Below are 12,210 nucleotides of genomic sequence, written 5' to 3'. Positions count from 1 at the left end.
CACTGAAACCGCGAGGGCGCCGGTCAAGGCCAAGGCCCCCAACACCAGCGAACAGCACCCAGCAGAGGCCGCGGACTTGAGGCGCACCCCCGCGGCTCAGACAATCGGCAGCAGGGGGACACCCAACTGTCGCACACCCCGGCCAACGTGCAACAACCCCCGGCCAACGGTCACGGCGCGTTCCAGCGGCCGATCGCCGGCGTCTCGCGCTCCCAGCCCAGGACGGACACCGTCGCGGTGTCCAGGCGCAGGTGCGCCCCGGCCGCGACCGGCCAGCCCGTCCACCGCGCGCCGACCACCCGCAGGACGTGCCCGTGGGCGAACACCAGGACCCGTTCCCCGGTCACCGACCGCAGGCGGGCGATCAGGCGGTCGACCCGCGCCTCGACGTCGGCGGGCTGCTCGCCGCCTGGCGCGCCGTCGGTCCAGAGCGACCAGTCCGGATCGGTCTCGCGGATCTGCGCCGTGGTGACGCCCTCGTACTCGCCGTAGTCCCATTCGCGCAGGTCGTCGTCGATCTCCGCGCTCGGAAAGCCGGCCAGTTCCGCCGTCGTCCGAGCGCGCCGCCGCGGACTGGACAGCACCAGGTCGAACGCGGCGCCGTCGAGCCGGGCGGCCAGCGACCGGGCGGCCCGCTCGCCCTCCGGCGTCAGAGGCAGGTCGGTGCTGCTGGTGTGCTTGCCGTCGCGGCTCCACTCGGTCTGGCCGTGACGGACCAGCCAGATCTCGGGACGGAGAGTCTCCCCGTCCGGCTGCCGGAACGTCGCCATGCTGGTAACGCTAGCGCTGGGGATCGGCTCAGTGGGGAGGAACCGTGACGGTGACGGATTGGGCGTTCTACCGCGACGGCCGGCGGCAGACCGGCGAGGACTACGACGACGCCGTCGCCGCGGCGCGAGAGCGGCAGGGGTTCGTGTGGCTCCGGCTGCACGAGCCGGGCGAGGACGATCTGCATCGCATCGCGGCCGACTTCGGCCTGCACCCGCTGGCCGTCCGGGACGCGCTGGACCAGCGGCAGGGCACCAAGATCGGCCACTACGACGGACTGGTCTACCTGGTGTTGCGCCGGGTGCGCTACGACGGCGGCGTGCACGACGCGGGCCGGCTGACGGTGCTGGCCGGGCCGGACGTCGTCGTGACGGTCAGCGAGGGTGACCCGGACCCCGTCCCGGCGATCGCCGAGCGGCTGGAGGGTCAGCCGAAGCTGCTGGGCCACGGGCCGGCGTCCGTGCTCTACCTGGTCGCCGACACCACCGTCGACGAGTACACCGCGACGGCGGAGGCCTTCGAGGCCGACCTCACCGAGATCGAGGCGGCCGTGTTCGACGACGTCAGCGGCAACCAGGCCGGCCGGATCTACCGCGCCAAGCGGGAGCAGCTGACGCTGCAGAAGGCCATCGCGCCGCTCGGGCTGCCGGTCCGGCTCCTGACGCAACGCGTGCCGGACCTCATCGCGCCGAAGGTGCAGACGTACTTCCGCGGCATCGCCGACCACGTCGACCGGCTGCACGCCCAGCTGAACGGCTACGACGAGATCATCAGCTCGATGCTGCAGGCGAACCTGGCACAGCTGTCGGTGGCGCAGAACAACGACATGCGCAAGATCACGTCGTGGGCGGCGATCGTCGCGGTCCCGACGGCGATCGCCGGCATCTACGGCATGAACTTCCGGCACATGCCCGAACTGCACTGGACCTACGGCTACCCGGGGGTGTTGCTGCTGATGGCGGGCCTGTGCTGGATGCTGTACGTCAACTTCAAGCGGCGCGGCTGGCTCTAGGGACCCTGCGGGGTGCCGGTGCCCGTCTGCAGCGACAGCCGGGCCAGCAGGTTGCGAGCCTCGTCGGCGTGCTGGTGCTGGCAGTAGACCTCGTAGCGGCCGGCCACGGTGACGCTCTGCGACGTGAAGTCGCGGCGTCCGCCGGTCAGCGCGTAGCCCACCAGCCCGAAGATCATCATGAAGATGGCGCCCCACAACACGCTGAGCAGGATGATCGCCAGCCAGCCCTCGTCGGTGAACAGGCCGAGCAACAGCCCGACGAACAGGCCCAGCCAGGCACCGGTGGCCAGGCCGCCGAGAGCCGCCTTGCCCCAGGTCAGCCGCCCGGTGACCCGCTCGACCTGACGGAGGTCGCTGCCGACGATGGCCAGGTTCTCGACCGGGAACTTCTGGTCGGCCAGATAGTCCACTGCCTTCTGCGCCGCGGGGTAGTCGTCGTACGTGCCGACGACGATGCCGGTCGGAAGACCGGGAACGGGACTCACCATGACACACCTCCTAGAGGCCGACAGTACTCGCGCGGACGATCACCGGACGGCTCATTCGGCCGCGACATCACCGGAACGTCGCTGCTGAGCGGGGCGAATCGGGACGAGGCAGAGCTACGCGGTGGAGGCGATCAGCCACTCGGGCAGCGCCTCGGCCGCGGTGATGCCGAGCGCCAGCACCAGGGCGCGGTGCGCCTTGGGCTCGAACGGGTCGATGAGCAGCGTCATGCCCGCCTCGACCGGCGTGCGATCGGCCTTGTGCTGGTTGCACGACACGCACGCCGCGACGGTGTTCAGCCAGCTGCGCTGGGCACCGCCGCGGGACGTGGGCACGATGTGGTCGATGGAGTTGGCCCGGCCGGCGCAGTAGGCGCAGCGCCGGCCGTCGCGTTCGAGTACCCCGCCGCGTGACCAGGGCACCTTGCGGCGGTACGGCACGCGGACGAACCGGAGCAGCCGGACGACCAGCGGGGTCGGCAGCTCGCGGGTGGCCGACCGGATGAGCTTCTCGGTGTCGGCGTGCTCGACGACGGCCTTCTCGGTGAGGATGAGGATGACGGCCCGGCGCACCGACACGACGGCCAGCGGTTCGTAGGAGGCGTTCAGAACGAGTGTGTTCACAGCGCACACGCCTCCTTCCCGAGCCCGCGTCAGGGCTCGCCGCTCTGACTCTAGTGTGACCTATTCGCTCGGTAGGGAACGTAACGGCAAAATCTGGACCAATCGCAAGCGAGGTCCGCGCTCGCGGACCCGCCTCTACAGTGCATCGACGCCGCCGGGATCACAACGGTTTTTCCTTCTGGTCCAGGTCGAGCCGCGGCAGCGACTCGCCCGACACGGAGCGCCACACGTCGGTGACGCGGTCCTGGATGAGCTCGACGACGTCGCGCAGCGGCAGGCCGGTGAACTCGTCGGGCACGATGGGCTTGCCGACCCGCAGCTTGATGGTCGGCCGCCGGACGATGGACGTCAGCGCGCCGCCCAGGCTGCGCGCGGTGGACCCGGACCCGATGCGCCGTGCGTCGTGGTGCGCGACGGGCACGACCGGCGCCTTCGACTCGGCGGCCAGCCGGCCGACGCCGAAGCGGAACCGCCGTGGCGAGCCGTCAGGGGTGGCCGAGACGTCGCCCTCGGGGTAGATGCCGACGACCTCGCCGCGGTCGAGCGCGTCGAAGGCGGCCCTCAGCGCGGCCGCGCCCGCCTGCCGTCCGCCGACCTCGATCATGCCGGCCTGGCGGGCCAGCGGGCCGATGAAAGGGTTGGCGAACACCAGCGACGAGGCCATGAAGCGGACGTGACCATGGGTGACGCCGCAGCCGTCGCGGTGACACGGGACGCTGGGCCGCAGGCCGGCGCGGTAGAGCGTGGCCAGCACTGGAGGAACGTCGGCGATGGTGGTGTGGTTGACGGCGACGATGGCGGGCCCGCGCAGCGGCAACGACGACAGGCCGTCGGGCTCGACGCTGCCGAACAGTCTGGTCAGGCCAACGGCGACCGTCCCCACCAGCTCCACGAGGGAAGATTAACCCATGCGCCCGTCACGCACGCGACAGCGTCGCGTCACGGCGTGGGCGCCGGGGTGGCGGCGGGGATCTTGGTGATGTCGACGACGGCGTCCTCGGCGGGCGGCGTGACCGCGACCTCGGTGCCGTAGTCGGAGAAGGTGATGACGCCCGCACCGGCGGACGCGCCCGTCTCCTCCAGCCGCAGCGGCAGCGGCTCGCCTGCGGCGGCCACCCAGAGCGTGCCGCCGGTCTCGGGGAACAGCAGGCCGACCGCGGGCTGGCCGTCGACCTCGCGGACCGCGGTGAGCCCTTCGGGATCGTCGGCGCCGAGCACCGCCGTCGCGAACGTCGACCCGTCGGAGAAGATGGCGAAGCTGGCTGCCGCCTCGGGCGAGATCAGCAGCCACTTGCCGGCCAGCGTGGTGCCGACGTCGGCGCCGACCGAGGCGGCCAGCGACTCGTCGCCGGTGACGTACACCGCGCCAGGCGTGGAGACCAGCTGGACGGTGGTCTCGGAGCCGACGGTGCCGACCGAGCCGACGCCGTCCTTGAAGGCGATGTCGATGGTGTTGCCGCTCACCGTGGTGCCGGTGACGCGGTAGGAGCCGGTGGCCCGCATGGCCGCCAGCGACTGCTGCAGCACGTCGGCGGGCGCCATCTCGTCGATGCCGTTGGGCGCCTCGGTGAGGCCCTCGTCGACGCTGATCTGAGCCAACGGCGAGACCGCCGGGTGCTCCGGCCCGGAGGAACACGCCGTCAAGGCGATGGTCACGAGCGCGGCGGAACCGGCTGCAGCCAGTCGGCGAACGACCAGTTGCATGTGCGGCAGACCTCTTCGCTTCAGGGTCGGCTCGGTGTCGAGCACGAGGCGGCTCCGGCTGGAGCGCCTGATGGAGCATACCCACGCTCCAGCGGCGTCGTCACCGAAACGTGACCTGGCCCGGGCCCCACGGATACCAGTTTCCGGACGTTACTGCTGATCAACGCGGGTGTGGCCAAAGGGTGTAATCTCTTTCACGAGACAACTGAATACCCACGACAGGGGAGCGCTGCAGCGCTGAGAGTGCGGGACAGGCCCGCAGACCCTCGAACCTGATCCGGGTAATGCCGGCGCAGGAAGTCGACACCTCGACCGCAGCAGCGCGTCCCACGGGCTCTCCCGTGGCGGCGCGCTGTGTCATGTCTTCGAGGCCCCTCGTCGTACACCGTACGAGAGGAGCAGTCCGATGAGCGAGCCAGGAACCGTCCAACTGCGACGGCACCGCTGGCGCACCGTCGACATCGTCGTGGCGTCCGTCATCGGCGTCGTGTTCGGGGTGGTCTTCGCCATCTGGAACAACGTGGTCTACACAGCCATCAGCGGGCCCCTGACGGGCTCGCCGGCGGCCCCGCTGATCGCGGGCGTCTGGCTGATCCCGGCCGTCGTGGGCGGGCTGGTGATCCGCAAGGCCGGCGCCGCGCTCTACACCGAGGTGGTCGCCGCGACCGTGTCGATGTTCTTCGGCTCGGTGTGGGGGCTGTCGGTGTTCATGTCCGGCGTCTGGCAGGGGCTGGGCGCGGAGCTCGTGTTCGCGCTGCTGCTCTACCGGCGATGGGGCCTGCTGCCGGCGGTGCTGGCCGGCGGCGGGGCCGGGCTGGCGATGGGCCTCTACGAGATCGTCGCCTACGTCTCCCCGTACGCGGCCGACTGGAAGCTGGTCTACGTGCTGTCCTCGGTGGCGACCGGGCTGGTCCTCGCCGGCGGGCTGGGCTGGCTGCTGGTGCGGGCGCTGGCGCGGACGGGCGCCCTGGCGCCGTTCGCGGCCGGTCGCGTGCAGAGCGAGATCTGATGACGGTGTCAGACGGCGGCGCCGCGATCCGGGTCCGCGGGTTCGGCTGGCGCTACGCCGGCCGGAAGGCGTGGGCCTGCCGCGGCGTCGACCTGGACATCGCCGCCGGTGAGCGCGTGCTGCTGGTCGGGCCGTCGGGTGCGGGCAAGTCGACGCTGCTGCGCGCGGTCGCCGGGCTGCTCGACCCGGAGACGGCGGCGGAGCACGAGGGCTCCGTCCTCGTGGACGGGGTCCCCGCGGCGGCTGCGCGAGACCGCGTCGGCATGTTGCTGCAGGATCCGGAGGCGTCGCTGGTGATGTCGCGCTCCGGCGACGACGTCGCGTTCGGGCTGGAGAACGCCGCGGTGCCGGCCGAGGAGATCTGGCCGCGGGTCGACGAGGCGCTCGCGCGGGTCGGGTTCCGGCACGGCCGCGAACGGCCGACCTCCGCGCTGTCAGGCGGCGAGCAGCAACGGCTGGCCCTGGCCGGCGCGCTGGTCCGGCGGCCGTCGGTGCTGGTGCTGGACGAGCCGACGGCGAACCTCGACCCGGCCGGGACCACGACCGTGCTGTCCGCCGTCGGGTCCGCCCTGACCGGCGCGGCGACGACGCTGCTGCTGGTCGAGCACCGCGTCGACGCCGCGGCGGGGCTGGTCGACCGCGTCGTCGTGCTGGAGCCGGGCGGCGGCGTGGCCGACGACGGTCCCCCGGCCGAGGTGTTCGGCCGCCGCGGCGCCGCACTGGCCGCGGCAGGGGTGTGGGTGCCGGCGCCGTGGGGGCCCGCCGCTCCCCTGTTCCGCCCCGGCCCCGGCGGCGACGTCCTGCTGACGGCGCGCGGCCTGAGTCTCACCTACCCGCACACCCGCCGGCCCGCGCTGTCGGCGGCGTCGCTGTCCGTGCGGCGCGGCACCGCGGTCGCCGTCACCGGGCCGAACGGCAGTGGCAAGTCGACGCTGGCGATGCTGCTGGCCGGTCTGCTGCCGCCGGACGAGGGTTCGGTCCGGCTGGGCGGGTCGGAGCGGCCCCTGCACCGGTGGCGGCCGCGTGACCTGTGCCGGCGGGTCGGGACGGTGTTCCAGGACCCGGAGCATCAGTTCGTCACCCGCACGGCCCGCGACGAGCTGCTGGTCGGGCCGCGGCGGGCAGGTGTCGCGGCGGACGCGGCCGCACGGCGGGCCGACGAGCTGCTGGAGCGGCTGCGCCTGACCCGGCTGGCCGGCGCGAACCCGTTCACCCTGTCCGGTGGCGAGAAGCGGCGGCTGTCGGTGGCGGCGGTGCTGGCGACCGCGCCCGACCTGCTGGTCATGGACGAGCCGACGTTCGGGCAGGACGCGCGGACGTGGGCGGAGCTGCTCGAGCTGTGTGTCGGGTTGCGGGAGGGCGGGACGGCGATCGTGGCGGTGACGCACGACGAGGCGTTCGCCGGCGCGTTGGCGGACTCGAGGGTGACGGTGGCCGGCGGCGTGCTCGCAGCCGACGCGGAGGTGCGGTCGTGACGCTGGTGCAGACCCATCTGTCCACCGATCCGGCCGCGCCGCTGGCCCGCCGGAACCCCGTCGCGAAGCTGGCGGCCGCGCTGATCCCGTCGCTGGTGCTGCTGGTCAGCGTCGACCCGGTGTCGTCCGCTCTGCTCCTGACCGCCTGGCTGCTCTCGGTGCCGGCGTGGGGCGTGGGCTGGCCGGGGCTGCTGCGCCGGCTGTGGCCGCTGGGGCTGGCCGTCGTCATGGTGGCGCTCGGGAACGCGGTCTTCACCGCTCGCAAGGGCGGCGCGACCCTGCTCGAGGCCGGTCCGCTGCTGATCACGACCGAGAGCCTGGCCACCGGCGCGACGGCCGGCCTGCGGGTGGCGGCCATCGCGCTGCCCGGCGTGCTGGCGGTGCTGACGATCGACCCGGTGGACCTCGCCGACTCGCTGGTGCGGCACCTGCGTGTCCCCGCCCGGTTCGCCTACGGCTCGCTGGCGGCGTTCCGGCTGGCTCCGCTGCTGGCCGCCGAGTGGGAGGTGCTCGGCCGCGCCCGGCGGGCCCGTGGACTCGGCGGCGACCGGAACCCGCTGCGGGCGTTGACGGTGCTGGGCGGCCGGCTGTTCGCGCTGCTCGTCGGCGCCGTGCGGCGGGGGACGCATCTCGCGGTGGCGATGGACGCCCGTGGCTTCGCGGCCTCGGCGCGTCGCACGTGTGCCCGGCGGCCGGCGTTCGGCCGGGCGGACGCGGCCCTGCTCGCCGCGTCCGCCCTGCTGACCGCCCTCGCCGTCGCCGCCGCCCTGGCGACCGGCGCTTGGTCCCCCGTCCTCTCCTGAATGATCACGTTGAGTAGGGGTCTTCACGCTCTACCAGGCATCCATGCCTAGTGACGCGAGTACTCGCCTTGGTCAGTCGGGCCTAGGACTGCTCCCGCTCCACCAGGCAAGCATGCCTGGTGGAGCGGGAGGAGCCATACTCAACGTGATCATTCCGGGGTGGTGCCGACCCTGCTCTGCGCGGCCGCGCGGACGATGGCGCCTCGCTCCCGCGACGTGATCAGCGCCGCGACGGCGGGCTGGTCGAGCACCTCGCCGACGTGGCGGACGAACTCGCCGTGGTCGGCCCAGGCCTGGTCGTCGAGGATGAGGTCGCCGACGGTGCAGCCGTCCGGCAGCGCCCGGTTCGGCACCCCGCTGTCGACCTCGCCGACCACCACCGTGGTGCGCGCGTCCGGCGTCGGGCAGGCGGCCGGCTCGTCCGGCGGGTCGACGCGGAAGTGGTCGAAGCCGACCTCCACCGGCGCCGTCTGGGTCCGCCCCTGGTGCAGCGGGCCGATCCCGCCGTCGGTGATGCCGGCGTTCTCCACCGTGCCGGGCAGCTCGATCCACGTGACGCCGTCGACGCTGATCCAGCCCGTGAACGTCGTGCCGGACTTCCGCAGCCGGAACCACCACTCGTCGCCGGGGTTGGCCGGCGCCGGCTGCAGGTTCGGCTGGGTCGCCGACGGCACGTCGTTCGTCTCCGACCGCAGCTCCACCCGCAGCGTCCGCGGCTGGCCGGGAAGGTTGTCGGCGACGAGGTCGAGCTTCACGTAGTCGCCGTCGTCCTCGTAGTACTGCAGCCCGACCTGCTGGAACCGCTGCTCCAGCGGCGCGTCGACCTTGGTCTGGATCAGCCAGTCCTCGCCCGGGCCGATCGGCTGCAGGAACTGGTTCTGCACCGGCGGGTTGTTGTTGGCGCCGAAGTTGCCGCCCGAGGTCGTCCTCACCCAGAGCCGGCCGTCGGCGACGCGGTAGTCGGCGGCCGTCTCGCGGACGATCCGCGACCACAGGCAGGTGTCCAGCTCCGTGCCGTCGAACTCGTCGTCTCCGGGCGGGCACTGCGGGCCGGGCGGCTCGGCGACGCCCGGGCCGTTGAACCGCAGCCAGTCGACGGAGAGCAGGTCCGGGCCGCCGGGCGTGTAGCCGCCGCGAGCCTGGAAGACCATGAACAGCTCGAACGAGCCGCCCGGGTCGGCCAGGTCGGCGTCCAGCTCCTGGACGACCTCCCAGCTGCCGTTGCTCAGCACCTCGACGCTGCCGAGCAGCTCGCCGCCGGGCGCGTCCTTGCGGAACTCGATGACGCCGCCCTGACCGCCCGACGACGCTCCGACGGTCACCGAGTCGATGCCGTGGAAGCTCACCGGCTCGTACGACACCCAGTCGCCGGGCCGGATCTCGCCCAGCCGGACGCCGGCGCTGGCGCCGGCCCGGGCGAGCGGCGTGACCCCGTTGTTGCCGTCGAAGTACTCGGCCTCGGTGCGCTTGGTGCGCAGCTGGACCCCGGACGCGCCGGTCAAGGTGCCGACGCCCTCGCCGCCGCGGTCGACGTACACGCCCTCGAGCACGTAGTAGAGGTTGACGTCGCCGCCGTGGCCGCCGTCGGTCATGGTCGGGACGACACCCTCGCAGCCCTCGACGGTGTCCAGCGGATGCGCGTGCTCGTCGTGGCCGAGCAGCGTCTGCACCAGCACGTCCTCGCAGGCGATGCCGCCGTCGGCGATCGACCCGTCCTCGGCGTCCTCGACCGACACGCGGTACGGGACCTGGTCGCCGAACTCGAAGAACCCGCCGTCCGGCGGCAGCTCGACGGTCACGACCGGCCGGGTGTTGCCGACCACCACCTGCACCGCGGCGAGCGCCTCGCGGCCCTCCTCGTCGGTGACGGTGAGCCGGGCCTGGTACGTGCCGTTGGCCGAGTAGACGTGGCTGGGGTTCGGCTCGGTGGAGCCGGCGCCGTCGCCGAAGTCCCACGCGTACGTCACCGCGAGGCCCTGCGGGTGGCCGCTGCCGGCGCTGGAGAACCGCACGGTCAGCGGCGCCTGGCCGTCGGACGGGGTGGCCGCCGCGCGCGCCGTCGGCGGACGGTCGCCGGCCACGTAGTCGATGCGGTAGATGCCGGAGTCGTCGTTCGGCTCGCCGCGCAGCGCCCCGCCGAAGTTGCTGCCCCACTCGATGACGTAGAGCGAGCCGTCCGGGCCGAAGTCCATGTCCATCGGCCGGATCCACGTCTGGTCGATGCCCCACGGGTCGACGGAGTAGACGTCGCCCGCCGACGCGGACGGGTACCGCTCGCCCACGTGGTCCTCGGACAGGACGGACACCGTCTTGATCCAGCGCCGGTCCCACTCGGCGATGAACCACTTGCCGTCGTAGGAGGCCGGGAACTTGGTGTCGGAGTCCAGCTCCGGGTCGTAGTCGTAGACGGGGCCGCCGTGCGGTGCGACGCCGCCGGTGCCGAACTCCGCCCAGGCCGGCGTGGCGCCGTAGTTCTCGTACATCGTCGCTCCGACGACGGGCGGCAGCTCGCGCAGGCCGGTGTTGTTCGGCGAGTCGTTCACCGGCGCCTGGCAGTCGAACGCAGCGCCAGCGGTGGCGGTCGCGAAGTCGTAGTCGTGGAACGGCCGGTTCGGCCCGATGCAGTACGGCCAGCCGTAGTTGCCGGCCTCGGTGATGAGGTTCCACTCGCCGTGCGCCTGCGGTCCGCGGGTCGCGCTGTCGCTGCGAGCGTCCGGCGAGTGCTCGCCGAGCAGGACGTCGCCGGTGGCGTCGTCGACGCGGAACCGGAACGGGTTGCGGAAGCCCATCGCGTAGATCTCCGGGCGCGCGCCCTCCGTGCCCGGCGCGAACAGGTTGCCTTCCGGGACGGTGTAGCCGCCGTCGTCGGTCGGCGTGATCCGGATCAGCTTGCCGCGCAGGTCGTTGGTGTTCGCCGACGTCGACTGCGCATCGAAGTGCGCCCGCCCGCCGCGCTCGTCGATCGGCGTGTAGCCGCCGGACTCGAACGGGTCGATGTTGTCGCCGAGCGCGACGTACAGGTGGCCGGCCGCGTCGAAGTCCATCGCGCCGCCCATGTGCACGCCGGAGCGGTTCATGGCGCGGTACGTCGGGATCTCCAGCAGCACCTGCTCCGACGCCGGGTCCAGCTGGTTCTGCGCCGTCAGGGTGAAGCGGGAGATCTGGATCCGGGCCGCGGTCGCGTGCGAGTAGGTCAGGTAGATCCACCGGTTCGTCGCGAAGTCCGGGTCGACGGCGATGCCCAGCAGGCCGTCGGAGTCCGGGGTGTAGACGGGGATCGTGCCGGCCGTCGTCACCCCGAGCGTCGACTGGTCGATGATCTTCACCGCGCCGCCGCGCTCGACGAACACGACCTCGTTCTCGTCCAGGAAGCCCAGCGCCATCGGGTCGGCCGGGTTGGAGGCGATCTGCACCTTGTCGAAACTGTCCTCGACGGTGCCGCCGCAGTCGCCGTCCGCGACGCCCGCCGCCCACTCGATGCCGCCGCGCAGGTGCTCGACGAACTCGGCGTCCTCGAACGCCGCCGGGCTGTGGCCGCCCGCGGTGAACCAGGACCGGCCGCCGTCGTAGACCTGGCACCACGAGAACGGGTGGTTCGGGCCCTCAGTGAGCCCGGCGATGCCGACCTTGGTGTCGACCCAGGTCAGGACGTGTACGTCACCGACGACGCGCTGGTTCCAGTTGTACCACTCCTCCTCGAACTCCCAGAGCTCCGGCAGGTTCGCCGTCGACGGGTGCACGCGGTCGGTCACCTTCACCCGGCCGTTGATCGTGCCGTCCGGGTTCGTGCCCGGCGGATGGTTGGTGAAGATCGAGCCCACCAGACCCTCGTACCACTCCCAGTCGCGCTCGGCCGCCGTCGCCGCATGCAGGCCGGTGAAGCCGCCGCCGGCCTGGATGTAGCGCTGGAACGCGGCCCGCTGACCGGCGTTGAGCAGGTCGCCGCTCTGCGGGGTCGAGTTCGTGTTGTTGAAGATCACGACGTCGAACGTCGCGAGGTCCGCGTCGTTGAAGATCGCCGCGTCGTCGGTCGTGACGACCTCGAAGTCGTGGTCGGCGCCGAGCTGCTCGATGAGCGCCTGACCTGCGGGGATCGACTGATGGTAGAAATTCGTGACCTTGGAGAACACGAGCGCGCGGAACCGTGGTGCGTCCGGTTCCTCCTGCGCGGCAGCGGTGGCCGCGCCGACCAGGGCGGTCAGCAGCAGGGCCAGCGCGGCGACGATCGACGTGAGGCGGCGGGTGCTCCGGGACATCGGGCCTCCTTGACCGGGAAAGCGCCTTCCCACTAGCCGGAGAGCGGCAGGTGGATGAGGTGGTAAGGGCTTTC

At 72.4% G+C, this 12,210-nt stretch carries 10 protein-coding genes and 1 riboswitch; of the genes, 4 read left to right on the top strand and 6 right to left on the bottom strand.

Translation table 11 applies throughout. The annotated features are described in order from the left end of the window. Window positions 1-170 precede the first annotated feature (170 nt). Window positions 171-770 carry a histidine phosphatase family protein gene (locus DZA62_RS22615; RefSeq protein WP_116951210.1) on the bottom strand — a complete coding sequence of 200 codons (600 nt, stop codon included), beginning with the start codon at window positions 768-770 and terminating at the stop codon, window positions 171-173. Window positions 771-814: 44 nt separating this feature from the next. Between DZA62_RS22615 and DZA62_RS22610 the strand changes: the two genes are divergently transcribed. Continuing rightward, on the top strand, window positions 815-1,780 hold the full coding sequence (locus DZA62_RS22610) for a magnesium and cobalt transport protein CorA (RefSeq protein WP_116951209.1): 966 nt from the start codon (window positions 815-817) through the stop codon (window positions 1,778-1,780). Here the strand turns inward: DZA62_RS22610 and DZA62_RS22605 are convergent. From DZA62_RS22605 to DZA62_RS22590, 4 genes are all read right to left on the bottom strand, one after another. Further along, window positions 1,777-2,268 (bottom strand): general stress protein, encoded by a 492-nt coding sequence (locus DZA62_RS22605; protein WP_116951208.1) that lies wholly within the window; start codon window positions 2,266-2,268, stop codon window positions 1,777-1,779. The two genes, DZA62_RS22610 and DZA62_RS22605, sit on opposite strands and share 4 nt — an antisense overlap. Window positions 2,269-2,382: 114 nt before the next feature. Then, window positions 2,383-2,889: an HNH endonuclease gene (locus DZA62_RS22600; RefSeq protein WP_116951207.1), complete on the bottom strand. Its 507-nt coding sequence runs from the start codon at window positions 2,887-2,889 to the stop codon at window positions 2,383-2,385. 160 nt (window positions 2,890-3,049) lie between these two features. Further along, entirely contained in the window at window positions 3,050-3,781 is a 732-nt protein-coding gene (locus DZA62_RS22595) for a lysophospholipid acyltransferase family protein (RefSeq protein ID WP_116951206.1), read from the bottom strand. Between the two features lie 47 nt (window positions 3,782-3,828). Next, window positions 3,829-4,545: a hypothetical protein gene (locus tag DZA62_RS22590; RefSeq protein WP_116951205.1), complete on the bottom strand. Its 717-nt coding sequence runs from the start codon at window positions 4,543-4,545 to the stop codon at window positions 3,829-3,831. A gap of 258 nt (window positions 4,546-4,803) precedes the next feature. After that, window positions 4,804-4,909, top strand: a riboswitch (TPP riboswitch). Between the two features lie 90 nt (window positions 4,910-4,999). On the opposite strand from DZA62_RS22590, the gene DZA62_RS22585 reads away from it, so the two are divergent. From DZA62_RS22585 to DZA62_RS22575, 3 genes are read left to right on the top strand one after another with little or no spacing between them, the layout of a single operon-like run. Continuing rightward, entirely contained in the window at window positions 5,000-5,602 is a 603-nt protein-coding gene (locus DZA62_RS22585; RefSeq protein WP_116951204.1) for an ECF transporter S component, read from the top strand. Beyond that, window positions 5,602-7,077 (top strand): ABC transporter ATP-binding protein, encoded by a 1,476-nt coding sequence (locus DZA62_RS22580; RefSeq protein ID WP_116951203.1) that lies wholly within the window; start codon window positions 5,602-5,604, stop codon window positions 7,075-7,077. The genes DZA62_RS22585 and DZA62_RS22580 overlap by 1 nt, the downstream gene beginning before the upstream one ends. 2 nt (window positions 7,078-7,079) lie before the next feature. Next, window positions 7,080-7,880, top strand: coding sequence for an energy-coupling factor transporter transmembrane component T family protein (locus DZA62_RS22575; RefSeq protein ID WP_408619436.1), 801 nt, complete (start codon window positions 7,080-7,082; stop codon window positions 7,878-7,880). A 149-nt stretch (window positions 7,881-8,029) separates the two neighbouring features. Here the strand turns inward: DZA62_RS22575 and DZA62_RS37300 are convergent, their stop codons facing one another. Continuing rightward, a complete protein-coding gene (locus DZA62_RS37300; RefSeq protein ID WP_116951202.1) occupies window positions 8,030-12,136 on the bottom strand; it encodes a ThuA domain-containing protein in 4,107 nt (1,368 codons plus the stop codon). Window positions 12,137-12,210: the final 74 nt, after the last annotated feature.

Origin of the sequence: Jiangella endophytica (genome assembly GCF_003427025.1) — a bacterium.
GTDB lineage: Bacteria > Actinomycetota > Actinomycetes > Jiangellales > Jiangellaceae > Jiangella > Jiangella endophytica.
This window is presented reverse-complemented; position numbering and strand designations above follow the sequence as displayed.

Excerpts from the sequence above, each read along its gene's own strand:
- DZA62_RS22615 (WP_116951210.1), bottom strand. The coding sequence starts at position 770 with ATGGCGACGTTCCGGCAGCCGGACGGGGAGACTCTCCGTCCCGAGATC.
- DZA62_RS22605 (WP_116951208.1), bottom strand. The coding sequence starts at position 2,268 with ATGGTGAGTCCCGTTCCCGGTCTTCCGACCGGCATCGTCGTCGGCACG.
- DZA62_RS22585 (WP_116951204.1), top strand. The coding sequence starts at position 5,000 with ATGAGCGAGCCAGGAACCGTCCAACTGCGACGGCACCGCTGGCGCACC.
- DZA62_RS22580 (WP_116951203.1), top strand. The coding sequence starts at position 5,602 with ATGACGGTGTCAGACGGCGGCGCCGCGATCCGGGTCCGCGGGTTCGGC.
- DZA62_RS37300 (WP_116951202.1), bottom strand. The coding sequence starts at position 12,136 with ATGTCCCGGAGCACCCGCCGCCTCACGTCGATCGTCGCCGCGCTGGCC.